Origin of the sequence: Ochrobactrum sp. WV_118_8, from assembly GCF_039631535.1 — a bacterium.
Taxonomy (GTDB): domain Bacteria; phylum Pseudomonadota; class Alphaproteobacteria; order Rhizobiales; family Rhizobiaceae; genus Brucella; species Brucella anthropi.
The window spans coordinates 718,465-743,542 of sequence record NZ_JBDIUZ010000002.1 but is presented as its reverse complement, the minus strand read 5'-3'; the positions used below and the strand labels follow the sequence as shown (position 1 = coordinate 743,542).

Genomic DNA, 25,078 nt, shown 5'->3' with positions numbered 1-25,078 from the left:
GGGATGAGCATGGGTTCCGATTCGAGTTTTACCGGCGCATCGTCTAATGTTGCCGAGTATAGCGTTTCCGAGATTTCCGGCGCGTTAAAGCGCACGGTTGAGGATACGTTCGGGCATGTGCGCGTGCGCGGCGAAATTTCCGGCTATAGAGGTCCGCATTCGTCGGGGCATGCCTATTTCGCATTGAAAGATGATCGCGCGCGTCTTGAAGCCGTCATCTGGCGCGGTTCGATGAGTCGTCTCCGCTTCCTTCCCGAAGAGGGGATGGAAGTCATTGCTACAGGCAAACTCACGACCTATCCGGGCTCATCGAAATATCAGATCGTCATCGAACAGATGGAGCCCGCCGGTGCGGGCGCGCTGATGGCGCTTCTGGAGGAGCGTAAGCAGCGGCTGGCTTCGGAAGGACTGTTCGATCCTGCCGTAAAACAACTCTTGCCCTTTATGCCCCGTGTGATCGGAGTGGTGACTTCTCCGACCGGTGCCGTCATTCGGGACATCATTCACCGGATCGCAGATCGCTATCCGCTGCATGTCATTGTCTGGCCTGTGCGTGTGCAGGGCGAGACAAGTGGACCTGAGGTGGCAGCTGCGGTGCACGGTTTCAACGCTTTGCCCGACGAAGGGAATATTCCGAGGCCGGATGTGCTGATCGTGGCGCGCGGGGGCGGCAGTCTGGAAGACCTTTGGGGCTTCAATGACGAAATCGTCGTTCGTGCCGTTGCTACATCGCATATACCGGTAATTTCTGCGGTCGGTCATGAAACCGACTGGACCTTGATTGATCTTGCAGCCGACATTCGTGCTCCCACGCCAACAGGCGCGGCGGAAATGGCGGTGCCTGTAAAGGAAGATCTTCTGGCAGCGCTGGCGGGGCAATCCGCGCGACTTTCGTCGGCCATGTCACGCTTTATCGATCTGAAACGACAAGCACATCGTTCGGCAGCGCGTGCTCTTCCGTCGGCTGACCAGTTGCTGGCTTTACCGCGTCGGCGTTTCGATGAAGCCGCTGCGCGCCTCACGCGGGCTCTGTTCGTCAACACGCAAAAGAAGCGGGTCCACTTTGACGGTCATGCGCGACAGTTATCGCCGCGTCTCCTTCAACGCCGGTTTACGGAACTGCAGCGCGATGTTTCCGCTCTTGGACAAAGACTGCCTCGTGCGCTCGAGGCATTCCTGCGCGAACGAAGAACAGCTTTCATTCATCGGGCAAATCGCCTTTCGGCGGAGCCGATACTGCGGCGAACAAAACTTACGAGCGTTGCAATAGAACAGCTGGATCGTCGTCGCGATCAAGCCGTCCGTCTTCTCATTGAACGAGCTAAACGGCGCGGGCAGGAACTGGAGCGTCTTATGCGCACGCTTTCTTATGAAAGCATTCTAGAGCGCGGTTTTGCGGTTGTCTTCGATGAAGAAGGGAAACCGGTGAAGCAGGCTGGATCCGTATCGGCTGGCGATGCATTGTCTATTCGGTTTCGCGATGGTGACGTTGCAGTCGTTGCGGGTGATGAGGACGAGAGCGAGCCCGCAAAGCTTGTACAAACAAAAAAGGTTCAGTCTCCCGGCTCTGGCAATCAGGGATCGTTATTTTAGCAACAGTCAGTCGCTGTGTTTTCCGTTTTCTGCTGAGATTGTTTGGCCTTAAGGCTGGCTTAAGCTTGGACGTCTTTTTCTCGCGCATCTGTCATTGTTAGAGATTTAGGATGTCGCGTAAAAAATCCCAGGACGACCTCACAAATGGCTTTGCGAAGGCTGCTTTCAGCCGTCGCGGCTTTCTTATAGGTGTAAGCGCGGTTGCGTTGTCGGGCTGTGTTTCCACGACGCAACAGCCACCTCAACCGGTGAAAAAACTGCCTGAACCTGCACCGTCGCGACCTGTGCCGCTGATGTACCAGGCGCTGCCGGAAGAACAGTTCCCGATCCCGGCTGTCGATACGAGCAAGGTTGATCCAAAATTCTGGCGGCAGGAAGTGGATTATCCAACGGACGAAGTCAGAGGCACTGTTATCGTCGATACGCCGAACAAGTATCTCTACCATGTACTCGGCAATGGGCGGGCCATGCGCTACGGTATCGGTGTCGGGCGCGATGGTTTTGCATGGGCCGGACGCGCCAAGATCGCTTATAAGCGCCAATGGCCGCGCTGGACGCCGCCGGATGAGATGGTTGCACGTCAACCTGCGCTGGAGCCTTACAGCATCGCCAATGGCGGGATGCCCCCTGGTATCAAGAATCCGCTGGGTGCGAGAGCGATGTATATTCACAAGGATGGGCGCGATACGCTCTATCGCATTCACGGATCGCCGGAAGCATGGAGCATCGGTAAAGCCGTGTCGTCGGGGTGCATTCGCATGCTCAATCAAGATGTGATTGATCTTTACAATAATGTACGCGATGGCAGCACGATTGTCGTGATACCCGATCCGAGCAAAGGCCAGCAGGTCACAAGCTGACTAAAACAAAAAGGGCGCGGTATCCGCGCCCTTTTTGTTGGATGTGTTTTGCGGCTCAATGCTCAATAGGCATATTCGAGAAAGATTGGATCGACCGACCCTGCCCATACGCTGTTATATGCCTTCAGCATGCGCTCGGCATCCGTGACGCCTGCTGCTACGATTTCTTCAAGCGGTGCAAGGAAATGCGTTTCGTCATGGCCTTCGCTGTTGAGCTTGTTGCGATTCAAAAGACCGAGCCGGGAGATTTTCAAAGTCTCACGAGCGACCTGTTCCAGCGGCTTGCCCCGGAAGGTCGTGTTCAAAGCTTTAGCGGGAACCTCGTTACGAAGGGCAAGGACCTCTTCGTAAGTCCAATCCTTGGTGAGAAGCTCGGCAGCAGTCAGTGCCTCTTCATCATAAAGCAGGCCGACCCAGTAGGCTGGAAGCGCACAGATACGGCGCCACGGACCTCCATCGGCTCCCCGCATTTCAAGGAAGCGTTTCAGACGGACTTCGGGGAAAAGCGTGGAAAGGTGATTGGTCCAGTCACCCATATTGGGAACCGGGTCGCTCACTTCACCTTTCAGCGCACCATTCATGAACTGACGGAACGTGACATGCGTACAGTCGTGATAATGGCCGTCGCGCAGGATGAAGTACATCGGTATATCAAGCGCCCATTCGACATAATCGGCAAAACCGAAGTTCTCCGAGAAGACGAACGGCAGCACGCCCGAACGCTGGTTATCGGTATCGCGCCAGATATTCGAGCGCCACGACAAAAGGTGGTTTGGCTTGCCTTCGGTGAATGGGGAGCTGGCGAAAAGTGCGGTGGCCACAGATTGCAGCTTCATCGAAACCTGCATCTTGCGGCGCATGTCGCGTTCCGAGCTGAAGTCGAGATTAACCTGAATGGTCGACGTGCGGTACATCATGTCCAGACCTTCATGCCCGACTTTTGGCATATAGTTGGTCATGATCTTGTAGCGTGATTTCGGCATGACAGGTGTTTCAGCCAAGGTCCATTTTGGACTGCCACCAACACCTAAAAATTGGATGCCCAGAGGCTCGGCAATTTCGCGGACCTGGGACAGATGCGCATTCACTTCACGACACGTCTGGTGAATGGTTGAAAGCGGTGCCCCGGAAAGCTCAAACTGGCCTCCGGGTTCCAGCGAAATGGCGCCCTGTCCGGTTGGCTCTACCAAGCCGATGATATTGCCTTCATCGATAATAGGCTCCCAACCAAGCGTGGCCTGCATGCCTTCGAGTATGGCTTTGATACCGCGCGGCCCCTCATAGGGAACAGGACTGTTATCGGCTGTGTAAAATGGAAATTTCTCATGCTCGGTGCCGATACGCCAGGCATCCTTGGGCTTGCATCCGCCAGCCAGATAGTTCGCCAGTTGTTCAACGCCCGTCAGTGCCGTTTCGTCAGTTGTATCGCGCGCCATGCAGTCTATCCCTAGCCTATTTTTCGCTTTTCAGCGTGATTGGACAAATTTGTCAAATCACGCAAGTCAATTCCATTGAACGTCAGATTTCGAGAACGTCATCCTGCATTCCGCCAGTCTCCGAGCACAGATTGTACCAGAGCCATCGCAGCGACAGCAGCTGTGTCGGCACGCAGGATTCGAGGGCCGAGCGGAATAGCTGTCACGAAGGGGAGATTTCGGAGCGTTTGACGTTCGTCTTCTGAGAAGCCACCTTCGGGACCAATCAACAACGCGACAGGGCCGGGCGCCATTTTCTGCAAGATGGTCAACGGATCGTCCGATTCGTACCCTTCATCGCAGAAGATCAAATGTCGGGATTTGTCCCACTGCTCAATGAAGCGGTCAAAGCGAATGGCCTCACAACATTCCGGTATGGAAAGTACGCCGCACTGTTCCGCAGCTTCTATCGCATTGGCCTTGATGCGATCGGCCCCCAGCTTTGGTACCTGCGTGTGCTGTGTGATGACAGGTTGCAGTATACCTGCGCCCATCTCGACAGCTTTCTGGACCATATAGTCCAGCCGCCCCTGTTTCAGAGGGGCGAAGCAATAAACAAGATCACTCGCTAAAGGCTGCGGGCGCGTCTGTTCGAAGGGCATGAGGAACAGACGCTTTTTACCCTCCGGCTTCAGCCGTGATTTCCATTCGCCGTGGCGTCCATTGAAGGCGAGAATTTCATCGCCATCCTTCAAGCGAAGGACGTGGGTGAGATAATGTGCGGCCTGCGGGGCGACCTCAATCTGGTCGCCGTCGTCGAGGTCGTTTTCAACATATAGTCTCTGCATTTTGTAGTTTGCGCGCATGACAGCATCGATGGCAGAGGGCAGGGGCGGCGGTCAAGCGCTTTGGTAATGCATCAAGAGACAATTAATTAGCATTCCTACACAAACAATTGATGGGAAACATCATGGCAGTTGCATTTAATTAGATTGTATCCATATAGGTATGAAGCTATCTATTTGAATGGAATTGATGTGATGAAACAAACTTGGGTCGAATTCGCACCGCTTCTTGCAAGCACCGCCAGAGGATGGCGGAAAGCTTTCGATGCAGCGATGGCGGAACATGGTCTTTCCGACGCGAAAGCCATACCGCTGATGATCCTGTTGCGGCACGGAGATCGTATTCCCCAAGGTGTGCTGGCCGAACGGGTCGGTATCGAGGGAGCAACGATTGTCCGGGTTGTCGACGAGTTGGAGAAGGATGGCCTGATCCAGCGGGTTGCCGACGATGCTGATCGTCGCGTCAAGCTCATTCAACTGACAGAGGACGGTCGCGCCCTTGCCGCCAAGGTGGAAAAGTCTGCTGCCCGTCTTCGCGCCATTTTCCTTGGTGATTTCGATTCCGATGCGGTCGACATTGCCATGGAAGTGCTGCGCAAGCTGAATGAGAAGTTTCAAACACAATCTTTCTGATCGGTCGCGCGACCGGAAAGATGCGATGCATTCAACCGGTGCCCTCACAGCCATGACGAAGCCAGTCGAAACAACTCCGAAGTTCTGGGACGTGGTCTTTTCACTGAAGACTTTCGCTGCAGCCATGCTTGCGCTGTGGATCGGCCTGATGGCCAATTTGCCCAATCCTTACTGGTCCATTGCGGCTGTCTATATTGTTGCGCATCCGCTCTCAGGTGCGACGACATCAAAGGGTTTTTACCGTCTGATCGGTACGATTATCGGCGGAGCAGTGACCATTCTGTTCGTGCCGCATCTGGTCAATTCTCCTGAAATACTGACGCTGGCGATCGGTCTTTGGATGGGCCTCTGCCTTGCGATCAGCCTGCTCGATGGTACGCCGCGCAGTTATTTGTTCATGCTGGCTGGCTATACGGTGGCTATCGCGAGTTTTGCCGTTGTTTCCGTGCCTGAAACGACTTTCGACTATGCCGTGGGTCGTGTGGAAGAGATCGCAATCGGGATCATTTGCGCTGCTGTCGTCAATCGACTTGTTTTTCCACGTCACAGCGGCCCGGTGCTCGTCAGTCGTATCGATAATTGGCTGCGTGACGGTTCAAAGCTGGCGCTGGCAAGCATGCGGGGGGAAGGTGCTACACCTGAATTTCTTCGGGATCGCCAGCGTCTTGCAGCCGATGCGCTCGAGCTGCGCAATCTGACGACGCATGTTGCCTATGACACTTCATCAATCAGAAATGTCGGAACGCAGCTTCACGTTTTGCAGCAGCGTATGGTGGCTGTTCTTCCGATCATATCAAGCTTGCACGATGTGCTGGCTATGAAGCCTGGTGAAAATGAAAAGTCCTGGCATCCAGCGGTGCAGAAACTGTTGGACGAGGCCTGTGACTGGATCGAGAGCGGCGAAAACCTGACAGAGGAACGCCGTGCTGTTTTCTTGCAGTTGATCGACGAAATCGACCGGCATGGGAAGGATGCGACAAGTTGGGGTGAATTGCTGCCGTTCAATGTGGCTGCGCGCGTTCGCGATCTGGTGCAGATATGGAGCGATTGCATCACATTGCGTCAGGACATTGTGTCCGGTTCACGGCATGCCCTGCGGTGGCGTCGCTACGACGCACACCTAAAGGCCCGCCCCATGCATCGTGATTACGGCATGGCGCTTCTCTCTGGCTTTTCCGCCTTTCTGGCAACTTGTGTAGCGACCGCATTCTGGATTGCGAGCGGCTGGTCTCAAGGCAGTGCTGCAGCCATGATGGCCGGTATTTTTTGCTGCATCTTCGCAACCATGGATGATCCGGTACCGGTCATGCGCAAGTTCAACTGGCTGCTTTTGATTGTCATCGTTGCCGCCTTCATTTTTGAGTTTGCGTTGCTGCCACTTGTGGATGGGTTCTTCCCGCTGGTTCTGGTGCTGGGACTGTTCCTCATCCCGGCAGGCTTGCTGCTTGCCATTCCTTCGCAATTTTTGCTCGGCATGGTGCTCTGCGTGAACTTGCCGAACATGCTCATGCTGCAGGGCCATCTGACCCACGATTTTGTCAGTTTTGCCAATGCCAATCTGGCCACCGTAGTGGGGATCGTAATCGCTGCCGTAGTGACTTCAATTGTCCGGTCTGTCGGTGCTGAATGGAGCGTGCGCCGCCTGATCAAGGCGGGTTGGAACGATATTGCACTTGCTGCTGAACGGCGCCCCGGACGTCATCGTCGCCAGCGCATGAATCGCCTTTTGCTCCGGATGATCGACCGTATCGGCATGATGACCCCGCGTCTCGCGCTGGTCCCGGCGGCAGATGTCGCGAAGGTCGATCTGTTGCGCGATCTGCGAAACGGCATGAACACGATCGATCTCCAGCAATACCGCTCCAAACTGCCCGAAAACTGTCGGCCAGCTGTCGATGAAGTGCTGGATGGTGTTGGCGCGCATTACCGAGCCTTGGCCAACAAGCCACAGGAGGCAGGTGAAATCGACAGAAACCTGCTCGCCTCCATTGATGCGGCAATCACTACCATTATCGAGAGCGGATCGCCAGCAATAGCCAAACGTACGCGAATGGCGCTGGTCGCCCTTCGCTTCAATCTGTTTCCGAAAGCGCCACCTTTTGCCTTGCCGCCGCGTCCACTCATGGAACTCCCGCAAGCAGCCTAAGACAACGATGTGATTTGTGATGCAACCTGAACTCGATATCTACGGAATTTACATTCCGACCCTCGGCGTGCTGGCGCTTGGCGCTTATTTTGCAAATACGGTCATGCAACGCCTTTTGGCGCGGGCACGCCTTTATCGTTTCGTCTGGCATCGGCCTTTGTTCGATGCTGCGATGTATTTTTGTATTCTCGGTGTTGCCGCCGTCATTCTCAATGGAATACCGCTATGAAAAAGCTCTTTGCACATTCAGGCCGTGTCTTTGTAACCGTCGTCATGGTTACGATGGCAGGGCTCCTCGGTTGGCATTTGTGGGATTACTACATGAACGCGCCATGGACACGCGATGGCAAAATTCGTGCCGATGTCGTGCGTGTTGCACCGGATGTCTCGGGCCTTGTTGGCGAAGTGCTCGTCCACGACAATGCGACTGTTCATCAGGGCGACGTTATCTTTCGCATCGATCAGGCCCGTTACAAGCTCGCCCTGCAAACAACGGAAGCAAAGGTTGATAGCAGCAAGGCGGCACTTGATATGGCAAACCGCGATCTGGTCCGCTATCGCCAGCTTAACGACACGACCGTGACACGCCAGAAACTGGAGCAGATTGAAACGACGGCCCAGCAAGCGGAAGCTTCCTATCGGCAGGCGCAACTGGATCGCGATCTTGCAGCACTCAATCTCGATAGATCGTCGGTAAAAGCGCCCGTCAACGGTGTGATTACCAACTTCTCGCTTCAGCCGGGTGATTACGTCTCCGCAGGCTCAGCAGTGACTGCCTTGGTGGATACGGACTCGTTCTACGTTTCTGGCTATTTTGAAGAGAACAAACTCGAGCGTATCCAGATTGGTGACCCGGTAGTGGTCGATATCATGGGCAGCAAAGTGCAACTCAAAGGAAAGGTTGAAGGCATCGCTGGAGGTATTGAAGATCGTGAGCGTAGCGATTCTTCCAGCTTGCTTGCGAATGTTTCGCCGACCTTCAACTGGGTGCGTCTGGCACAACGTGTGCCAGTGCGTGTGAAACTTGAAGAGGTGCCGGACAGTGTCCATCTCGTTGCTGGCCGAACGGTCAGCGTTTCGGTGGTGAACTGATTTAAAGGCCCGGCTGTCGTCCGGGCTTTTTCCATGTTAGCAAAGACAAAAGCGGTTGGGGATTTCTCATGGGTGTGCTGGTTGTCCAGAACTACGATGGGTCCGGATTGGGACAGATCGAGCCAATACTGGTGAATGCTGGGCATTCGATTGATCTGCGTCATCCCTACAACGGCGATTCATTACCCTCCGATGACAATGGCTATCAAGCCTTGATCGTTCTTGGCGGCGAGCAGAATGCGCTTGCCGACGCCGAATGTCCTTACTTCCCCCATTTGCTCGAGCTTATACGCCGGTTTGGCGATCATGATAAGGCCGTTCTCGGCATTTGTCTGGGCAGCCAGCTCGTGGCTCGTGCTTATGGTGGGGAGAATATTCTGGATCGCCCGATGGAGTTCGGCTGGCAAGAAATTCGGCTTACCGAGGAGGGTAAAAGCGATCCGGTCTTGTCTGCCGCGGGTGACATCTTTCCAATCTTTCATTGGCATCGCGATACGTTTTCGCTTCCGAAGCAAGCTTTGCATATGGCGATAAGCGATATGACACCTCATCAGGCTTATCGCATTGGACGTGCAGTCTATGGCACGCAATTCCATTTCGAGGCGAACACGCAGCTTGTGGCCGAGTGGAATGACCAGCTAAGCGAACTGATCGCGGGTTTCGCGCCGGATTGGGCGATACAATATCCAGAGCTTGCAAAGAAGTTCGGAGCACAGGCGGATGCCGCAGGTGCTGCATTAGCCAAGGCGTGGGTAAACCAAATCTAGAGGCCTCGTAACTGCGTCTTAACCTTAAGTCGAAGTATCGCGTTGCCGCTTTGCCACAGCGTTCAACCAATTCGGTTTTTCAAGAGAAAAGCGGTGGCTTGGCTGGAACCGTTCAGTTGCGGGTAACTTTTTTCGGGTGTAACTGAACGCCGTCTCCCCGGGCAGCAACCGAATGAGCAAGGCTGATCGCCATGCTCTCAAGTGGCGGCTCGTCTACCGAACTTTATCCGGCCACCGTCGAAAGAGTTTCCGAATATGACCGCCAAGCATGCCGCTCTTCTCACCGTCCTGATGGTTTCCGCGATTGTATTCATGGCGGTCGGCATATTTACCGTCGATGCGGGCAACAACGCGATGTCTACTGACGGTTATGGCATTTCCAGCGCTCATTGAGCGTACTAGCTCGCTGCAATAAAACGCTTTTCAGAGCCGTCGATCACGATGGCTGAAAGCTGCCCACTTCTCCATGCATATGTATCGAGATTGACCCTGTTCGGTTGAATATCGATAGCACTTTGCGGTGTATGCCCGTGGATGATGACCTTTTCGAAGGGCTCAGTCCATTTGAGGAAAGCTGTGCGAATCCAGATCAATTCTTCTGGGTCTTGTGCATCCAGCGGCACAGCAGGGTTTATGCCTGCATGACAGAAGAAGAATTCGCCAAAAGCGACCGAGCGCGGCATGGCGCGAATGAAGTCGATATGGGTTTGGGGAACGGCCTTGACGAGCGCGGCATGACCTAGGCGCGCTGAATCTGCATCAGTAAAATCAACTTCCACATTGTAGGAGCGGGCGGTATCAATGCCACCGTGGAGTGCGAATATCCCGGCAACGTCTCCCGTTGCTAGATAGGTAAGAAAACCGTCGTCGTGATTGCCCAACAGCGAAATGACGCGCTTATCCCGACGTGACACATCAATCAGAAAATCCAGCACTTCTTTCGAGCGCGGACCACGATCGATATAATCACCAAGATGAATGATACGCCAGTCGTGAGCGGGGCGGTGGTCAAGGTCGGCGCGGATCAGCCCGTGCATATCCTGCAACAAGTCGAGGCGGCCATGTACGTCGCCGATGGCATAAAGGCGGATACCGTCAGGTCCTTTGGCATCCTTGAAAACTACGCCGTTCATTCGCTGTCATTTTCCTTCATGTCCTTGCCTGACTTCGCACCCGCCCGCTGCCGATAGCGCAGACGCGAGACACGTTCGCGTTCTTCGTGAAGCTCGCGATCATGCGTGGCCTGTTCCACGAAACGAATGTGTTTTCGCACCGCTTCGCGTGCCGCTTGCGGATTACCGGCCATGACGGCATCGTAAATGGCGCGGTGCTGCGAAAGAAACATGTCGGCGACGCCAGGATAGCTGTAAATTAGGCTGCGATTGTAAAAAACGCCATCCTTCAGAAGTTGATAGCAAGACCGCAGGGTGTGCAGCAGAACGATGTTGTGTGCTGCTTCACCAATAGCATTGTGCAATTCCACATCGAGGCGTGCCTCCGTGTCGAAGTCGCTGACGCCATGAGCCTTTTCCATGGCCTCCATGATCTCGGTCAAAAGCGCTTTGTCAGCTGGTGTAGCTCGAAGTGCTGCATATTCTGCGGCAATGCTTTCGATTTCCCGGCGATATTCGAGATAGTCTGCGGTCGCCTTGCGATGATCGGCAAAAAGCTTGACCACAGGGGCGCTGAATACCTGTCCGATCACGTCTGCAACGAATGTGCCTCCACCATGACGAGAGATGAGGAGTTCGGCAGTCTCAAGCCTTTTTAGAGCATCGCGCAATATCGGGCGAGATATATCGAACTGGCGCGCCAGTTCACGCTCGCCGGGAAGCCGGTCGCCACCGCGCAGAACGCCTTCGAGAATGAGCGTTTCGATCTGATGCACAACGTCGTCTGCCGTGCGGCTTGCCTGTATGCGTGAAAAAATTGTTTCGGCCATGCCGTCTGAAGCCCTCTCCATAACGGCGGCAAATTAGCCTTTAGGTCGATGCCCGGCAACGGAATATATTGAAAAGGAAAGTCCGATCGATGATGCGACCGGGCTTTCGGAATACATGATCAAAAAATGATCAGGCTTTTTTGCGCTTGCGTGTCGCGACGAGTACGAAAAGACCTGCGACAAAGCCGTACATAGCCCATTTAAACGGGAGTGCGTCAGCGGTTTCGCTGCGGATCGGAAGTACGGTCACAGTGCCGGGGCGGCTTTCTACGCCCGATTTGCCTTCGGCTTTAGCTTGTTCGATCTGTTGTGGAGAAACGACCCACTCGGCGCCACGTGATTTGTCATAGAACATGAAACCACAGCCGACGATAACGGCGACGATGATCGCTAGAATAAAACGTAAAGGTGTGTTCATCATTTTTCCCAGAAAATCAGGACAATGGGAGAAAATCATCCGATTCGCTTGAATAACGGATTGCGGGATATTTAAGCCTTTTAGAATCAAAAGCTTAGTTAGCTTTATGTGCTGGCACACTAATATAGCGCGCGCGACTTATTAACCGACGAACGAAAGCCAGTCTATTTCTTTGCTACTTCGTGCGGAGATGCGCCGCTTTCCCAGTAAGGAACAGGGCCATAAAGATCTGCCAGATAGTCGATGAACAGTCTGACCTTTGCCGGGAGGAACTGTTTCGATGGATAGACGGCATGAATTGCAACGTTGCGAGACGCGGCGTAGTCGGGCAGAACTTGCACCAACTTGCCTGCTGCAAGTTCCGGGCCGATATCCCAGGTCGAGCGTTGCGCTATGCCGAGGCCTGCCAGGACTGCCTCGCGTACCATTTCGCTGGAATTGGTTTGCAGTGGCCCCACTGGGCGAATGACGATGGGGCCTTTGGGGCCTTCCAGTCGCCAGGGGTCGTTGTTGTGCGGTGCCAGACAGATATGGTCCTGCAAGTCCTCAATCGTCTGTGGTGTACCGCGTTCCGCGATATAGCCGGGTGAAGCGACGAGAATACGACGCACGGGTGCGAGACGGCGTGCGACGAGGGTTGAATCGGAAAGTTCGGCGATCCGAATGGCAAGATCGTATCCATCGCCTACAATGTCGACCATCTCGTCGGTGAGCTGCATATTGACGGTAAGGTCTGCGTTGGCGCGCATGAACGGCACGAGATAGGGCGCAATGTGCATGCGACCGAAAGTCGTAGGGGCTGAAATTTTCAATGTACCGCGCGCATCGGCAGAACGGCGGGCAACAAAGGCTTCCGCTTCTTCGATGTTGGAGAGAATGGCCAGAACCCGCTCATGATAACCCTGACCGGCCTCAGTCAACGCGATCTGGCGTGTCGTTCGTTGAAGCAGTCGGGTTCCGAGGCGCTCTTCCAGCCGTCCCAGACGTTTTGAGACGACCGCTGGCGAGAGGCCCAGATCGCGAGCGGCTGCTGACATGCTGCCCGTTGCCACGACGCGGGCAAAGATTTCCATATCCGCCAGACTGCTCATCATGTTCTGCTATCCCACTCATTGCCGTGCTTTGCTAAAGCTTTGGGTTTAAAGCATCTAGCCGAGCGCTAGGAAACTAGGCAAGCAATTATGCCGCAGTGTGAAAACTGTTTAGCCGCTGACTAAAGTGGTAAAAATGATTTACCACTTGACGAGAATGGTGCGGAGTGCACTTTGACCACATAAGTGGTGGAGGAGAATATGAGCGGACTCATCATGCCGGAGCCGGACGCGTCCGTCATGCAGCGGCGCGAGCAGATCGTTGCAGACTTGCGCGACATCGTGCCGGGCGAAGGCGTTGTGGATGCTATCAATGCAATGCGCGTGTTCGAGAGCGATGGCCTGACCGCGCACCGTTCGTTGCCGTTGGTCGTTGTGCTGCCAGAAACGGTTGATCAGGTTTCGCAGGTTCTGCGCTATTGTCACGATAACAACGTTCGTGTCGTGCCACGGGGAGCGGGTACATCACTGTCCGGCGGTTCCATGCCGCTGCAGGATGCAGTTTTGCTTGGCATGTCGCGCTTCAATCGCATTCTTGAAATCGATTATCCGAACCGCGTCGCTGTGGTGCAGCCAGGCGTGACCAATCTCGGCATTACCAAGGCTGTTGAACACGAGGGGTTTTATTATGCGCCTGATCCCTCGTCACAGATTGCCTGTTCCATCGGTGGCAACGTCGCTGAAAATGCGGGTGGTGTGCATTGCCTTAAATACGGTCTGACCGCCAATAATGTGCTCGGCATCGAAATGGTGCTTATCACCGGAGAAGTTATCCGGCTTGGCGGTAAGCATCTCGACAGTGAGGGCTACGATCTTCTCGGTCTGATGACCGGCTCAGAAGGACTGCTCGGTGTCGTGACAGAGATTACGGTCCGTATCCTGCAAAAACCGGAAACGGCGCGTGCAGTCATGGTCGGCTTTCCCTCCAGCGAGCAAGCCGGTCAGTGTGTCGCTGACATCATCGGCGCAGGTATCATACCAGGCGGCATGGAGATGATGGACAGGCCAGCCATCAAGGCCGCCGAAGATTTCGTGCGGGTCGGTTATCCGCTCGATGTCGAAGCGCTGCTGATCGTCGAACTTGATGGGCCGCCCGTCGAAGTGGACTATCTGATAGGTCGGGTCGAAGCACTGGCGCTTACAAACGGTTCCACAACCTGCATTCTGTCGCAATCGGAAGAACAGCGTCTGGCTTTCTGGGCCGGGCGCAAGGCTGCTTTTCCGGCGGTGGGGCGCATTTCGCCCGATTATCTGTGCATGGACGGCACCATTCCGCGTAAGGAACTGCCGCGTGTTCTGTCCGGGATGCGCGAACTTTCCGAGAAATACGGATTGCGGGTGGCCAATGTGTTCCACGCGGGCGACGGCAACCTGCATCCGCTTATCCTCTATGATGCGAATATTCCTGGCGAACTGGAAGCTGCGGAAGATTTTGGCGCGGACATTTTGCGCCTTTGCGTGAAAGTCGGTGGTGTTCTCACTGGCGAACATGGAGTAGGCATCGAAAAGCGCGATCTGATGCCGGAAATGTTCAACGAGATCGATCTTGACCAGCAGATGCGTGTCAAATGTGCTTTCGATGCCAAGCACCTTCTTAATCCCGGCAAGGTCTTTCCGCAATTACGCCGCTGCGCCGAGCTTGGTCGTATGCATGTGCATCGCGGCGAGCTGGCCTTCCCGGATATTCCCCGATTCTGAGTTGTGGTTTTGATCATGAGCGATGCAAATATTCTAAAGCCGCAAGATGAGGCTGGCGTTCTGGAGGCGGTGCAGGATGCACTGGCCAGTTCTACGCCGCTGGAAATTATCGGCCATGGCTCCAAGCGTGGCATCGGACGCAGGGTTGATGCCGGTCGCGTGCTCGACGTGTCGCGGCTTACGGGCGTGACCTTGTATGAGCCGGACGAACTGGTGCTTTCGGCAAAAGCCGGAACGCCAATGGTCGAGATCGAAAAGCTTCTGGCCGACAACAATCAGTGCTTTCATTTCGAGCCTATGGATTACGGTCCGTTGCTTTCGGGTGAGAGCGGTCGCGGTACGATCGGCGGAGTGCTTGCCGCCAATCTGTCCGGTCCGCGTCGCCTCAAGGCGGGTGCTGCCCGCGATCATGTGCTTGGGGTGCGCGTTGTGTCCGGGCGTGGCGAATTGTTCAAATCTGGTGGTCGCGTGGTCAAGAACGTGACCGGCTATGATTTGTCCAAAGGCATGGCTAATTCCTGGGGCACACTGGGCGTTGCCACCGAGGTGACGTTCAAGGTTCTGCCGAAGCCGGAAACGGCGGCAACGCTTGCCGTGCGCGGTCTGACCGACGAACAGGCGGCGCGCGTCATGGCCATGGCTATGGGATCGCGAGAGGAAGTCGCTTCCGCCGCGCATCTGCCGCCGACTGTTGCCAATCGCTTCCTTGACGGTAAGCTCGGCTGGGATGCGGCGACCGTTCTACGGCTCGAAGGCTTTGCACCTTCGGTCGAGCACCGTAGTCGGCAATTGCAGGCGCTGCTCCGCCAATCCGGCACGGTGGAAGTGTTGAACGGGGGGCAATCGCAGCAGCTCTGGCGTGAAGTGCGCGATGTCCTGCCTTATGCCAATGCAGGCGACAATCGCGCTGTCTGGCGCGTTTCGATGACGCCGATGCAAGGCTGGCAGATGGTGGACGAGTTCCGCCGTCATGCGGGCGTCGATGCCTATTACGACTGGCAGGGTGGGCTGATCTGGATGCGGATGGAAGCGGACCCGGAAGCGCAAACTTTGCGCAAGCTGATTACCAAATATGGCGGTGGCCATGCGACGCTCGTGCGCGCATCGGAACATATTCGCGCAAGCAATGCAGTGTTCGAGCCGCAACCGGCAGCACTTGCAGCGCTTTCTCAGCGGTTGAAGCAACAATTCGATCCCGAAAATATCCTCAATCCGGGGCGTATGCATCCCCGTCAGGCTGGAGCTTGAAGCCATGCAGACCCATTTCAGCCCCGATCAGTTACGCGATCCTGGTGTCAGCGAAGCCGAGAAAATTCTGCGTAAATGCGTGCACTGCGGCTTCTGTACCGCAACATGCCCGACCTATGTGACGCTCGGCAACGAACTCGACAGCCCGCGTGGCCGCATCTACCTCATCAAGGATATGCTGGAAAACGGTCGCCCGGCGGATGAGGAAATCGTTCGCCATGTTGACCGCTGCCTGTCCTGCCTTTCCTGCATGACGACATGTCCTTCCGGGGTCAACTATATGCATTTGGTCGATCATGCACGGGCGCATATCGAAAAAACCTATAAGCGCCCATTTATGAACCGCTTCCTGCGTGGGGTTTTGGCGCAGGTGCTGCCCTATCCGGGCCGTTTCCGCGCTGCGCTAAAACTGGCAAAACTTGGAAAGCCGTTTGCGCCGCTCCTGCGCAAAAGCCAATCCCTGCGACCGATGGCGGCCATGCTCGACCTAGCGCCGCAAAGTCTGCCAGCGGCTGCCAATATCGAAACAGTTAGTGCTGCCAAAGGTGAGAAGCGTGGTCGCGTGGCGATCCTCAATGGCTGCGCGCAGCCAGTGCTCAATCCGGGCATTAATGCCGCCACCTTGCGGCTTTTGAACCGCTTCGGCATCGAAGTGGTGACACCGAAGGGCGAAGGCTGCTGCGGTTCGCTGGTCCATCATATGGGCCGCGAGGAGCAGGCGCTTGAACAGGCACGGCACAATGTCGATGTCTGGACGCGTGAGATCGAAGCGGGTGGTCTTGATGCCATTATTGTCACTGCATCGGGCTGCGGCACGACCATCAAAGACTACGGCTACATGCTGCGTCTCGATCCATTCTACAAGGACAAGGCAGCACACGTATCAGCGTTGGCCAAGGACATCACCGAATATCTCACCGGCATCGATCTGCCGGAACCCGATGCGCCGCAGACGCTGACAGTCGCCTATCACTCGGCCTGCTCGATGCAGCACGGGCAGAAAATTGTGCGGCAGCCGAAAGACCTGCTGTCAAAAGCGGGCTTCACGGTGAAGGAACCGCTGGAAGGGCATCTGTGCTGCGGATCGGCTGGCACCTATAACATCATGCAGCCGGAGATTGCCGCCAAGCTGCGTGACCGCAAGGTAAAGAACATTGAGGCGACAGGCGCCGATCTGATCGCTACCGGTAATATCGGCTGCATGACCCAGATCGCCACCGGCAGCAAGCTACCCATCGTGCACACGGTGGAACTGATCGACTGGGCCTATGGTGGGCCGAAGCCTCAGGGATTGTCACAAATAGCTGCATAAAAAAACCGGGCAATTGCCCGGTTTTGTCTTCGATGTCTGCTCAGCCAGCCGAAAAGGTACTCGGATTCGGGCCGATCCGGCCGTCTGCCTTGTCCAGTTTCGTAATCGCATCGTGATCGGTTCCGTTGAGACGGAAATCGAAAATATCGAAATTTTCTTTGATACGGGCGGGCGTAACGGACTTGGGAATGACGATATTGCCCGTTTCGATGTGCCAGCGCAGGATGATTTGTGCGACCGACTTGCCATGCTTTTCCGCGATGGCCTTCAGCGTGGCATCCTCCAGAATTTTACCCTGACCAAGTGGGCTCCACGCTTCCGTCGCGATGTCGTGTTTGCTGTGGAACAGACGCAACTCGTCCTGCTGGAACTGTGGGTGCAGCTCAATCTGATTGAGAACCGGCGTTACGCCGCTTTCCGTGATGATGCGTTCGAGATCGGCTGTACGGAAGTTGGATACACCAATGGATTTGGCTCGACCCTCTTCTTTCAATTTGAGAAAAGCGCGCCATGTTTCCATGAAAAGATCTTTCGATGGCATCGGCCAGTGGATGAGATAGAGATCCACATAATCCGTGCCAAGCTTTTTCAAGCTGGCGTCGAATGCTTTCAGCGTCGATTCATAGCCTTGTTCACCGTTCCACAGTTTCGTGGTGAGGTAAATGTCGCCGCGCTCGATTCCGGAACTCTTGATCGCCTTGCCGACGCCTTCTTCATTGCCGTAAATGGCAGCGGTGTCGATGTGACGATATCCTGCTTTCAACGCTTCGCTGACAGCGGCCACTGCTTCGTCATTACCTACTTGCCAGACACCGTAACCGAGCTGCGGAATGTGATTGCCGTCGTTCAGTTTAACCGTCGGTACGGTCATGATTTATCCTTTCCCTCCGAAGCATTCAGCGCAAAGGTGGATCCTTTGATGCGCATGAATGCTATTGACCTGCATGCCGGTTCTTTCTCCAGCACGAACTGCCATTTGGCAGCCATTTTCATATCTCTTTGGACTTTGCCACTGTCAGCATATGGGTGTTCGGGGGAAAAGGAAAAGCCCTTTCAATCATGTTTCCAAGTCTGCAATCATTCTTTCTGTGCAGAAATTTTGATCTTTTCAGATTTATGAAAACAATACGACCGCCTCCGAGAGAAGGCGGTTGTAAATGGCATAAAAAAGATGGTTCGATTAGCGGACAACCACCTTTGCGCCGACCGGGACACGTTCATAAAGATCGGTGACGTCTTCATTGCGCATGCGAATGCAGCCGGACGACATTGCCTTGCCGATAGTCCAAGGCTGGTTAGTCCCGTGGATACGATAGAGTGTTGAACCGAGATAAAGCGCGCGCGCGCCAAGCGGGTTATTTATCCCCCCTTCCATACGCGCCGGGAGGATACGCCCCTTCTTGCGCTCGCGGGCGATCATTTCCTTCGGCGGTGTCCAGGTTGGCCATTCAGCCTTGCGGCTGATGCGCTGCGCACCCTTCCAGCTGAAACCTTGTTTCCCGACGCCGACGCCATATCGCATCGCTTTACCGCCGGATTGAACGAGATAAAGGAAGCGCTTGCCTGTATCGATGACGATTGTGCCCGGTTTTTCGTTGCCGGAATAGGAAACCGTCTGCGGCAGGTAAGCGGGATCGATCTGGTGCTTTCGTACTGTGGTTGCCGGATTCGCAGCCGGGCGTTGATACGAAACCTGACGATAGCTGGATTTGACTTTCTGCTTCTGTCTGGCGGCAACACGTGACGCTGGCTGCAAAGATTGCGGTACGGCCCTTATGCGGGCAGGCTGTCCATGTAATTGAGCTACCCATGGCGCGGAAAGATCAGGACTCACACGTACCGGCGGCAGTGTTGCATAGCGGTCATTGGCAAAGGCCATGCCCGTGCTGACGATGGAAACGGCAATCGCCGCAAGCGACCCGATTAAAAGAAGATGCCGTGGTTTCATAATTCAGATCCGTATCTTTGCGCCTGAAAATCTTTGTGACGCAGTTGCCCGTTGCAGCTCCTGACATCTGCTGTCAGGAGAGCGACCCTCATGCTCGTGTGGGGATTGTGTGCCGGAATGGAATCGTAAAGGTAAATTTTGGTCGCGTGTTTTGCCTGACGGCCCTTCCAATTAAAGTTGTGGTTAGTGTCAGGTTGCGCGACATAATTAATTATGGATGAAACTTGAGAGGCGGAACAATGAGCGATGTCGCTGAGGCAAAAACCGGTCTGATCGTCGGCGCCGATGGAATGGCGCGTTGCTTCTGGCCGGGTGAGTTACCCGATTATCTTGCTTATCATGACAAGGAATGGGGTGTTCCTGTCTCTGACGATTTCCGGCTTTTCGAAAAAATCTGCCTTGAGGGCTTCCAGTCAGGCTTGTCGTGGCTCACGATCTTGCGCAAGCGTGAGAACTTTCGGGCCGCTTTCGATGGCTTCGATTTCCATCGTGTTGCGCAGTACAATCAAGAAGATGTGGCGCGCCTGCTGGCCGATAAGGGTATCGTGCGCCATCGCGGCAAGATCGAATCCACGATCAACAACGCCAAGCGCGCAATTGAGCTGGTTGCCGAAAAGGGTTCACTTGCGGCCTATTTCTGGTCATTCGAACCGGGCGTGAAAGATCGCCCTACCGTGGTGGACTATCCAACTCTTGTTGCCAATCCGAAGACTGAAACATCAATTCGCATCTCCAAAGATTTGAAGAAGCGCGGCTGGTCATTCGTTGGTCCAACGACTGTATATGCTTTCATGCAAGCAATGGGGCTGGTGAACGACCACATCGAAGGTTGTCACTGTCGGACACACATTGAAAAATTGCGACAGAGTTTCAAACGACCCAGCTAGAGCAACGATTGCTAAGCCGCATCATTTCTGCGAGAAACATCCATCTTTGAGTATGGGAGACGATCATGGATTTGGTGTCGTTGTTGGCATTTGCCGGTATTCTGGTTGTGGCGGCGGGTACGCCGGGGCCGAATGTCGGCGCGCTGGTGGCACGCGTCATCAGCCGCGGCCACAAGGGCGTCTTTCCATTCATGTTCGGTCTGTGGCTTGGTGATGCTATCTGGCTTTCACTCGCAGTCTGGGGACTGGCTGCGCTGGCCAACACATTTCACACTGCGTTTCTCATCCTCAAATATGTGGGCGTAGCCTATCTGATCTATCTTTCGTGGAAGATGTGGATCGCACCGGTAGATGAAGTTGCGGATGAAAATGCCATTCCGCGTCAGGGTGAGGCTGGGAAGCTCTTCCTTAGCGCGCTGGCGATTACACTTGGTAATCCGAAAATCATGGTTTTCTACCTCGCCATCCTGCCGACGGTGGTTGATATCACCCATGTTTCGCTGGTTGGTTGGGCTGAATTGCTGGTGGTCATGTTTGCTGTTCTCGCTGCAGTTGATACGGCGTGGGTGGTGCTTGCCGCGCAGGCAAGACGGTTTCTGCGCAGTCCTCGCATGATGCGGATCGCTAACAGAACCAGTGCTGGCATGATGGCAGGCGCGGCCGTCGCTATTGCGACACGCTGAACACGCTTCCTGCACTTGCCGCAACGGACTTGATCGGTTAGGAAACCGGCAACAGAATTGATGCCGGTTCCAATCGGCATGTGTGTATAAATCAGCGATCAGGCAGGAAAAATGGCCGATAAAGCGGACAAGATGAAGGCGCGGTTGCCGCGCGGGTTTGTCGATCGGGTGCCGGATGATTTGCGCGCCGCTGAAAAGATGATGGCGACAATCCGTGAAGTTTACGACCTATATGGCTTCGAGCCGGTGGAAACTCCGCTCGTGGAATATACGGATGCGCTCGGCAAGTTTCTGCCGGATCAGGACCGCCCGAACGAAGGCGTGTTCTCGTTTCAGGACGACGATGAACAATGGCTGTCGCTGCGCTACGATCTGACTGCGCCGCTGGCACGTTACGTCGCTGAAAACTACGAGTCGTTGCCAAAGCCTTATCGCAGCTATCGTAATGGTTGGGTGTTCCGCAATGAGAAGCCGGGACCGGGTCGTTTCCGTCAATTCATGCAGTTCGACGCTGACACGGTCGGTGCGCCGAATGTCTCGGCCGATGCCGAAATGTGCATGATGATGGCCGACACGATGGAGCGCCTAGGCATCAGTCGTGGCGATTATGCGATCCGCGTCAATAACCGCAAGGTTCTTGACGGCGTGTTGGATGCTATCGGTCTTGAAGGTGAGGGCAATGCTGTCAAGCGCCTCAATGTACTGCGTGCCATCGACAAGCTCGACAAGTTTGGACCTGAAGGCGTTCGCCTTCTGCTCGGCAAGGGCCGTCTTGATGAAAGCGGCGATTTCACCAAGGGCGCTGAACTTACTGATGATGCAATCGAGAAAGTTCTGGCTTTCACTGCGGCGGGCGGGGCGACAGGCGTCGAAACGATCGCCAATCTCCGTGCAGTTGTGGCTGGCAACGCCAAGGGTGAGGAAGGTGTAACCGAACTTGCCGACATGCAGGTGCTGTTCTCGGCGGGTGGCTACGATGGTCGTGTGAAGATTGACCCGTCCGTTGTGCGTGGTCTTGAATATTATACGGGGCCGGTTTTCGAAGCGGAACTGCAATTCGACGTTACCAATGAAGACGGTCAGAAGGTCGTGTTTGGTTCTGTGGGCGGTGGTGGCCGGTATGATGGTCTCGTGTCACGCTTCCGCGGCGAGCCAGTACCAGCGACGGGCATTTCTATTGGTGTTTCGCGCTTGATGACGGCTTTGAAGAACCTCGGCAAACTTGATGTTTCCGATGTTGTCGGCCCGGTAGTGGTTCTGGTTATGGACAGGGATACAGAAAGCCTTGGCCGCTATCAGAAGATGGTCTCCGACCTGCGTCAGGCGGGCATTCGCGCTGAAATGTATGTCGGCGGGTCCGGCATGAAGGCGCAGATGAAATATGCTGATCGTCGTGAAGCGCCTTGCGTCATCATTCAGGGCTCGCAGGAGCGTGAGGCAGGTGAGGTGCAGATCAAGGATCTGGTCGAGGGCAAGCGCCTTTCTGCGGAGATCGAGGACAATGTAACCTGGCGCGAAAGCCGCCCGGCTCAGATCACGGCCAAGGAAAATGGCCTCATCGATGCCGTCCGTGAAATCCTTGCCAGCCAGGCGCGAGATCGCGCAGAACAGTCGAAGTGACGGAAACCATGGCTGGATCGAGCTCGTCTGGTGTTTTCAATTCTCTTCGTGCGACGCTTGGTGCGCGCGAAGCCGAACTTGTCGAAATTCCGCTGATTCAGCCGGCTGATCCATTTCTGGATATGGCGGGCGAGGATTTACGCCGTCGTATTTTTCTCACTGAAAACGAGAACGGCGATAGTTTGTGCTTGCGGCCGGAATTTACCATTCCCGTCTGCCGCAACCACATCGCCCTGAATGCTGCCACGCCGAAGCGCTATGCCTATCTGGGCGAAGTGTTCCGTCAGCATCGTGACGGTGCGGCTGAATTCCTTCAGGCCGGTATCGAAGACTTGGGTGCTTCCGACGAAGCCGCATCGGATGCGCGCTCGATTGCTGATGCGCTTTCCTGTGTTCGCGCGGCGGCTCCTGAAGCAGAGCTTGAGATTGTTCTGGGAGACCAGTCGGTTTTTGCGGGTATGCTGAAGGCGCTGGGCCTGCCACAAGGTTGGCGCAAGAAGCTTCTGCGTTCTTTCGGCGATGCGAATTCCATGGAACAGGTACTTGCTGAACTGACTGGCGCACAACGGCGTGATCCGTTGCCGGAAACGCTTGCCGGGCTGGTGGCAGAGGGCGATGAATCCGGGCTTGCACGCATGCTGGAAGCGGAAATGCTCGAAGCTGGCATTTCGCCCAGTGCAGGACGTTCGCCGGCCGAGATTGCACGCCGGTTGATCGAGAAGGAAGATCTTGCGGTTACGCGCTTTCCTGCATCCGCGCTTGATCTTCTGAAACAGTTTCTTGAAACGCGCGTCTCGCTTGATTCCGCAGCCGTTACCTTGCGGGCATTTGCTTCGGAACACGCCCTTGATCTTGCTGCAGTCTTGCAGAAGTTTGAGGCGCGCAGTGAAGCTATTGTGAATGCGGGCATCGCCACAAAAGATATTATCTACGATGCCTCCTTCGGGCGTCCGCTCGATTACTATACCGGTCTCGTTTATGAAATCCGGGCTCCGGGTGTTGAAAAGGAAGGCGTTCTCGCTGGCGGCGGTCGTTATGACCGGCTTCTGACCATGCTTGGCGCTTCGGAAAACATTCCCGGCGTCGGCTTTTCCATCTGGCTCGACCGACTGCAAATGCTGGCGGGAGAGAAAAAATGAGTGTGACTCTGGCATTGCCGTCCAAAGGGCGCTTGAAGGAACAGACGCTCGCAGTACTAGACAAGGCAGGTTACAAAGTGATCCTGCCGGATGACTCGCGTAATTACCGGGCTCGTGTTGAGGGCGAAACTGATCTCGACATTCTGTTCCTTTCGGCTTCCGAAATCGCCCGTGAACTGGGATACGGCAGTGTTGATCTGGGCGTTACAGGCGAAGATCTTGTTCGCGAAACATTGGCGCATTCGGAAGAACGCGTGGCCATCGAAGCGGAACTGGGGTTCGGTCATGCTGACGTTGTGGTGGCAGTTCCGGAAGTCTGGCGTGATGTGACCAGCATGGCTGACTTGGACGATGTGGCGGCAGATTTCCGCCAGCGTCATGGTCGCCGTCTGCGCATCGCCACCAAATACTGGCGACTGACACAGCAATTCTTTTCGCAGAAGCATGGCATTCAGGTTTACCGCATCGTTGAAAGCTTGGGGGCTACTGAAGGCGCTCCGGCTGCAGGTTCTGCAGACATGATCGTCGATATTACATCGACGGGTTCAACACTGCGGGCTAACCGCCTAAAGGTTCTGGAAGACGGCGTTATTCTGCGCTCGCAGGCTTGCCTTGTTTCAGCGCGCCGCAGTCGCGAGAATGCACGTGTCACAGAAGTTGCGACCCGTATTCGTAAAGGACTGGGCGGGTAGATAACTTCAAGTTTGTCTTTTATGTTGCGAGTTGCCATTTCACAATTGGAACTCGGAACAGTTCAGATGAATAGTGTGCGGAAATTGATTGGACGTTGTACCTGCGAAGCAGTCCGTTTCACAGTGACGGATGAATTCGAATATGCCCTGAACTGCCATTGCTCATTATGTCGTCGTGCCACTGGCAGTGCATTCAAGGCTTTCGGTGGAATAAAAACCCACGCACTCGAAGAGACGAATAGTAAATCGTCGCTCATGCTTGTCGGCAACGAGATCGATCACGATGTGCGATGCGCTTCTTGTGGTTCTTTTCTATATTCCATCGTTCGCGGAGGCGAATATGTTCACGTCAATTATGGTGTGTTGGCTGAGGAGCCAAAGCTGAAGCCGTCTGCTCATATTTTCGTCGGCTCGAAAGCTCCATGGTATGACATTCTGGATGACTTACCTCAATTCGAGGAGAATCCTCCTTTTTAACCATTGGCAGCAAGACGCTGGAAATTAAAAAACCGCGCCATCTGAATAGCGCGGTTTCTTTATGTTGTGTTGGTGATGTCTGCTCAGCCGCGCTTGGCGTCAATCGAAAGCGAACCTGCACCATGCAGGGCGAGGATAAAGAGACCACCCGCAATTGCGAGGTTTTTCTGCGCCATCATGGCGTTCATGCCTTGCGAGAAGTCCATATGGGCAACAAGCGTTGCGCCGATGGTGAACAGACCGACAATGGCTGCCGCGATGCGGGTCTGAAAGCCGACGAGAATTGCGAGACCGCCGACAAATTCCACCAGACCGACAATGACAGCCGTAACGGTTGGAACCGGAAGGCCGAGACCAGCGAAGTAACCTGCAGTGCCCGAGATGGCCGTCAGCTTGCCATAGCCGGCAAGAATGAAGAGGATCGAAAGAAAGATACGGGCGATGAGCGTTACAGCGCCATTGGACTGTGGAGTGATAGAGGACATGCGGGGCTATCTCCTGTTGAACTGAGGCATCAATTAACGACTGCAGACTGTCAAGGAAAGCCGTCTAATCCTCGACAGTTTGTTTAC

26 protein-coding genes are annotated in these 25,078 nt (G+C 54.9%); 17 read left to right on the top strand and 9 right to left on the bottom strand.

What is annotated here, in order from left to right:
- Window positions 1-9: 9 nt before the first annotated feature.
- Window positions 10-1,593 (top strand): exodeoxyribonuclease VII large subunit, encoded by a 1,584-nt coding sequence (gene xseA, locus ABDF71_RS17535; protein WP_258124467.1) that lies wholly within the window; start codon window positions 10-12, stop codon window positions 1,591-1,593.
- 110 nt (window positions 1,594-1,703) lie between these two features.
- A complete protein-coding gene (locus ABDF71_RS17530; protein ID WP_010660962.1) occupies window positions 1,704-2,453 on the top strand; it encodes a L,D-transpeptidase in 750 nt (249 codons plus the stop codon).
- A gap of 62 nt (window positions 2,454-2,515) precedes the next feature.
- On the opposite strand, the gene ABDF71_RS17525 is transcribed toward ABDF71_RS17530, so the two are convergent.
- Window positions 2,516-3,889: a glutamate--cysteine ligase gene (locus tag ABDF71_RS17525; RefSeq protein ID WP_029928008.1), complete on the bottom strand. Its 1,374-nt coding sequence runs from the start codon at window positions 3,887-3,889 to the stop codon at window positions 2,516-2,518.
- Window positions 3,890-3,987: 98 nt separating this feature from the next.
- Window positions 3,988-4,734 (bottom strand): 16S rRNA (uracil(1498)-N(3))-methyltransferase, encoded by a 747-nt coding sequence (locus ABDF71_RS17520; protein WP_010660964.1) that lies wholly within the window; start codon window positions 4,732-4,734, stop codon window positions 3,988-3,990.
- A 174-nt stretch (window positions 4,735-4,908) separates the two neighbouring features.
- Here ABDF71_RS17520 and ABDF71_RS17515 point away from each other — a divergent pair, with 174 nt between their 5' ends.
- From ABDF71_RS17515 to ABDF71_RS17490, 6 genes are all read left to right on the top strand, one after another.
- Window positions 4,909-5,346 (top strand): MarR family winged helix-turn-helix transcriptional regulator, encoded by a 438-nt coding sequence (locus ABDF71_RS17515; RefSeq protein ID WP_010660965.1) that lies wholly within the window; start codon window positions 4,909-4,911, stop codon window positions 5,344-5,346.
- A gap of 52 nt (window positions 5,347-5,398) precedes the next feature.
- Complete coding sequence (locus tag ABDF71_RS17510) at window positions 5,399-7,492, top strand: FUSC family protein (RefSeq protein WP_258124563.1); 2,094 nt, start codon at window positions 5,399-5,401, stop codon at window positions 7,490-7,492.
- A gap of 19 nt (window positions 7,493-7,511) precedes the next feature.
- Window positions 7,512-7,721, top strand: a complete 210-nt coding sequence (locus ABDF71_RS17505) for a DUF1656 domain-containing protein (RefSeq protein ID WP_010660967.1) — start codon at window positions 7,512-7,514, stop codon at window positions 7,719-7,721.
- Window positions 7,718-8,584, top strand: coding sequence for an efflux RND transporter periplasmic adaptor subunit (locus tag ABDF71_RS17500; protein WP_011982727.1), 867 nt, complete (start codon window positions 7,718-7,720; stop codon window positions 8,582-8,584). Before ABDF71_RS17505 ends, ABDF71_RS17500 begins: the two co-directional genes overlap by 4 nt.
- A gap of 68 nt (window positions 8,585-8,652) precedes the next feature.
- Window positions 8,653-9,351: a type 1 glutamine amidotransferase gene (locus ABDF71_RS17495; protein WP_151615876.1), complete on the top strand. Its 699-nt coding sequence runs from the start codon at window positions 8,653-8,655 to the stop codon at window positions 9,349-9,351.
- Window positions 9,352-9,606: 255 nt separating this feature from the next.
- On the top strand, window positions 9,607-9,744 hold the full coding sequence (locus ABDF71_RS17490) for a hypothetical protein (RefSeq protein ID WP_010660970.1): 138 nt from the start codon (window positions 9,607-9,609) through the stop codon (window positions 9,742-9,744).
- Window positions 9,745-9,749: 5 nt separating this feature from the next.
- On the opposite strand, the gene ABDF71_RS17485 is transcribed toward ABDF71_RS17490, so the two are convergent.
- From ABDF71_RS17485 to ABDF71_RS17470, 4 genes are all read right to left on the bottom strand, one after another.
- The gene (locus ABDF71_RS17485) at window positions 9,750-10,484 is read right to left on the bottom strand and encodes a metallophosphoesterase (protein ID WP_151663492.1); all 735 of its coding nucleotides are present in this window, start codon (window positions 10,482-10,484) and stop codon (window positions 9,750-9,752) included.
- A complete protein-coding gene (locus ABDF71_RS17480) occupies window positions 10,481-11,293 on the bottom strand; it encodes an FCD domain-containing protein (RefSeq protein WP_011982730.1) in 813 nt (270 codons plus the stop codon). Before ABDF71_RS17480 ends, ABDF71_RS17485 begins: the two co-directional genes overlap by 4 nt.
- A 130-nt stretch (window positions 11,294-11,423) precedes the next feature.
- Entirely contained in the window at window positions 11,424-11,711 is a 288-nt protein-coding gene (locus tag ABDF71_RS17475; protein WP_010660973.1) for a hypothetical protein, read from the bottom strand.
- 164 nt (window positions 11,712-11,875) lie between these two features.
- Window positions 11,876-12,805: a LysR family transcriptional regulator gene (locus tag ABDF71_RS17470; protein WP_010660974.1), complete on the bottom strand. Its 930-nt coding sequence runs from the start codon at window positions 12,803-12,805 to the stop codon at window positions 11,876-11,878.
- Between the two features lie 198 nt (window positions 12,806-13,003).
- Here ABDF71_RS17470 and ABDF71_RS17465 point away from each other — a divergent pair, with 198 nt between their 5' ends.
- From ABDF71_RS17465 to glcF, 3 genes are read left to right on the top strand one after another with little or no spacing between them, the layout of a single operon-like run.
- Entirely contained in the window at window positions 13,004-14,500 is a 1,497-nt protein-coding gene (locus ABDF71_RS17465; protein WP_011982731.1) for an FAD-linked oxidase C-terminal domain-containing protein, read from the top strand.
- Between the two features lie 15 nt (window positions 14,501-14,515).
- The gene (gene glcE, locus ABDF71_RS17460; protein ID WP_258124466.1) at window positions 14,516-15,748 is read left to right on the top strand and encodes a glycolate oxidase subunit GlcE; all 1,233 of its coding nucleotides are present in this window, start codon (window positions 14,516-14,518) and stop codon (window positions 15,746-15,748) included.
- A gap of 4 nt (window positions 15,749-15,752) precedes the next feature.
- Window positions 15,753-17,060, top strand: a complete 1,308-nt coding sequence (gene glcF, locus ABDF71_RS17455; protein ID WP_010660977.1) for a glycolate oxidase subunit GlcF — start codon at window positions 15,753-15,755, stop codon at window positions 17,058-17,060.
- Window positions 17,061-17,100: 40 nt separating this feature from the next.
- Here glcF and ABDF71_RS17450 read toward each other — a convergent pair whose 3' ends face one another.
- Both ABDF71_RS17450 and ABDF71_RS17445 read right to left on the bottom strand, forming a co-directional pair.
- Window positions 17,101-17,931 (bottom strand): aldo/keto reductase, encoded by an 831-nt coding sequence (locus tag ABDF71_RS17450; protein ID WP_010660978.1) that lies wholly within the window; start codon window positions 17,929-17,931, stop codon window positions 17,101-17,103.
- Between the two features lie 309 nt (window positions 17,932-18,240).
- Window positions 18,241-19,008, bottom strand: coding sequence for a L,D-transpeptidase (locus ABDF71_RS17445; protein ID WP_258124465.1), 768 nt, complete (start codon window positions 19,006-19,008; stop codon window positions 18,241-18,243).
- Window positions 19,009-19,247: 239 nt separating this feature from the next.
- Here ABDF71_RS17445 and ABDF71_RS17440 point away from each other — a divergent pair, with 239 nt between their 5' ends.
- From ABDF71_RS17440 to ABDF71_RS17415, 6 genes are all read left to right on the top strand, one after another.
- Entirely contained in the window at window positions 19,248-19,895 is a 648-nt protein-coding gene (locus tag ABDF71_RS17440) for a DNA-3-methyladenine glycosylase I (protein ID WP_258124464.1), read from the top strand.
- A 65-nt stretch (window positions 19,896-19,960) separates the two neighbouring features.
- Window positions 19,961-20,578, top strand: coding sequence for a LysE family translocator (locus ABDF71_RS17435; RefSeq protein WP_011982737.1), 618 nt, complete (start codon window positions 19,961-19,963; stop codon window positions 20,576-20,578).
- A gap of 111 nt (window positions 20,579-20,689) precedes the next feature.
- Window positions 20,690-22,198, top strand: a complete 1,509-nt coding sequence (gene hisS, locus ABDF71_RS17430) for a histidine--tRNA ligase (protein ID WP_036581527.1) — start codon at window positions 20,690-20,692, stop codon at window positions 22,196-22,198.
- Between the two features lie 8 nt (window positions 22,199-22,206).
- On the top strand, window positions 22,207-23,337 hold the full coding sequence (locus ABDF71_RS17425; RefSeq protein ID WP_010660983.1) for an ATP phosphoribosyltransferase regulatory subunit: 1,131 nt from the start codon (window positions 22,207-22,209) through the stop codon (window positions 23,335-23,337).
- Entirely contained in the window at window positions 23,334-24,029 is a 696-nt protein-coding gene (hisG, locus tag ABDF71_RS17420; RefSeq protein ID WP_010660984.1) for an ATP phosphoribosyltransferase, read from the top strand. The genes ABDF71_RS17425 and hisG overlap by 4 nt, the downstream gene beginning before the upstream one ends.
- A 123-nt stretch (window positions 24,030-24,152) precedes the next feature.
- Complete coding sequence (locus tag ABDF71_RS17415) at window positions 24,153-24,506, top strand: GFA family protein (protein ID WP_308669810.1); 354 nt, start codon at window positions 24,153-24,155, stop codon at window positions 24,504-24,506.
- An 83-nt stretch (window positions 24,507-24,589) separates the two neighbouring features.
- On the opposite strand, the gene ABDF71_RS17410 is transcribed toward ABDF71_RS17415, so the two are convergent.
- A complete protein-coding gene (locus ABDF71_RS17410; protein WP_010660986.1) occupies window positions 24,590-24,991 on the bottom strand; it encodes a DoxX family protein in 402 nt (133 codons plus the stop codon).
- Window positions 24,992-25,078 lie beyond the last annotated feature (87 nt).

Coding starts and splice junctions, on each gene's coding strand:
- glcE (WP_258124466.1), top strand. CDS start 14,516: ATGAGCGATGCAAATATTCTAAAGCCGCAAGATGAGGCTGGCGTTCTG.
- ABDF71_RS17515 (WP_010660965.1), top strand. CDS start 4,909: ATGAAACAAACTTGGGTCGAATTCGCACCGCTTCTTGCAAGCACCGCC.
- ABDF71_RS17465 (WP_011982731.1), top strand. CDS start 13,004: ATGAGCGGACTCATCATGCCGGAGCCGGACGCGTCCGTCATGCAGCGG.
- ABDF71_RS17485 (WP_151663492.1), bottom strand. CDS start 10,484: ATGAACGGCGTAGTTTTCAAGGATGCCAAAGGACCTGACGGTATCCGC.
- ABDF71_RS17500 (WP_011982727.1), top strand. CDS start 7,718: ATGAAAAAGCTCTTTGCACATTCAGGCCGTGTCTTTGTAACCGTCGTC.
- ABDF71_RS17475 (WP_010660973.1), bottom strand. CDS start 11,711: ATGAACACACCTTTACGTTTTATTCTAGCGATCATCGTCGCCGTTATC.
- ABDF71_RS17410 (WP_010660986.1), bottom strand. CDS start 24,991: ATGTCCTCTATCACTCCACAGTCCAATGGCGCTGTAACGCTCATCGCC.
- ABDF71_RS17505 (WP_010660967.1), top strand. CDS start 7,512: ATGCAACCTGAACTCGATATCTACGGAATTTACATTCCGACCCTCGGC.
- ABDF71_RS17520 (WP_010660964.1), bottom strand. CDS start 4,734: ATGCGCGCAAACTACAAAATGCAGAGACTATATGTTGAAAACGACCTC.
- xseA (WP_258124467.1), top strand. CDS start 10: ATGGGTTCCGATTCGAGTTTTACCGGCGCATCGTCTAATGTTGCCGAG.
- ABDF71_RS17425 (WP_010660983.1), top strand. CDS start 22,207: ATGGCTGGATCGAGCTCGTCTGGTGTTTTCAATTCTCTTCGTGCGACG.
- ABDF71_RS17495 (WP_151615876.1), top strand. CDS start 8,653: ATGGGTGTGCTGGTTGTCCAGAACTACGATGGGTCCGGATTGGGACAG.
- ABDF71_RS17490 (WP_010660970.1), top strand. CDS start 9,607: ATGACCGCCAAGCATGCCGCTCTTCTCACCGTCCTGATGGTTTCCGCG.
- ABDF71_RS17510 (WP_258124563.1), top strand. CDS start 5,399: ATGACGAAGCCAGTCGAAACAACTCCGAAGTTCTGGGACGTGGTCTTT.
- ABDF71_RS17445 (WP_258124465.1), bottom strand. CDS start 19,008: ATGAAACCACGGCATCTTCTTTTAATCGGGTCGCTTGCGGCGATTGCC.
- ABDF71_RS17440 (WP_258124464.1), top strand. CDS start 19,248: ATGAGCGATGTCGCTGAGGCAAAAACCGGTCTGATCGTCGGCGCCGAT.
- glcF (WP_010660977.1), top strand. CDS start 15,753: ATGCAGACCCATTTCAGCCCCGATCAGTTACGCGATCCTGGTGTCAGC.
- ABDF71_RS17470 (WP_010660974.1), bottom strand. CDS start 12,805: ATGATGAGCAGTCTGGCGGATATGGAAATCTTTGCCCGCGTCGTGGCA.
- ABDF71_RS17530 (WP_010660962.1), top strand. CDS start 1,704: ATGTCGCGTAAAAAATCCCAGGACGACCTCACAAATGGCTTTGCGAAG.
- ABDF71_RS17450 (WP_010660978.1), bottom strand. CDS start 17,931: ATGACCGTACCGACGGTTAAACTGAACGACGGCAATCACATTCCGCAG.
- hisG (WP_010660984.1), top strand. CDS start 23,334: ATGAGTGTGACTCTGGCATTGCCGTCCAAAGGGCGCTTGAAGGAACAG.
- ABDF71_RS17525 (WP_029928008.1), bottom strand. CDS start 3,889: ATGGCGCGCGATACAACTGACGAAACGGCACTGACGGGCGTTGAACAA.
- hisS (WP_036581527.1), top strand. CDS start 20,690: ATGGCCGATAAAGCGGACAAGATGAAGGCGCGGTTGCCGCGCGGGTTT.
- ABDF71_RS17435 (WP_011982737.1), top strand. CDS start 19,961: ATGGATTTGGTGTCGTTGTTGGCATTTGCCGGTATTCTGGTTGTGGCG.
- ABDF71_RS17480 (WP_011982730.1), bottom strand. CDS start 11,293: ATGGCCGAAACAATTTTTTCACGCATACAGGCAAGCCGCACGGCAGAC.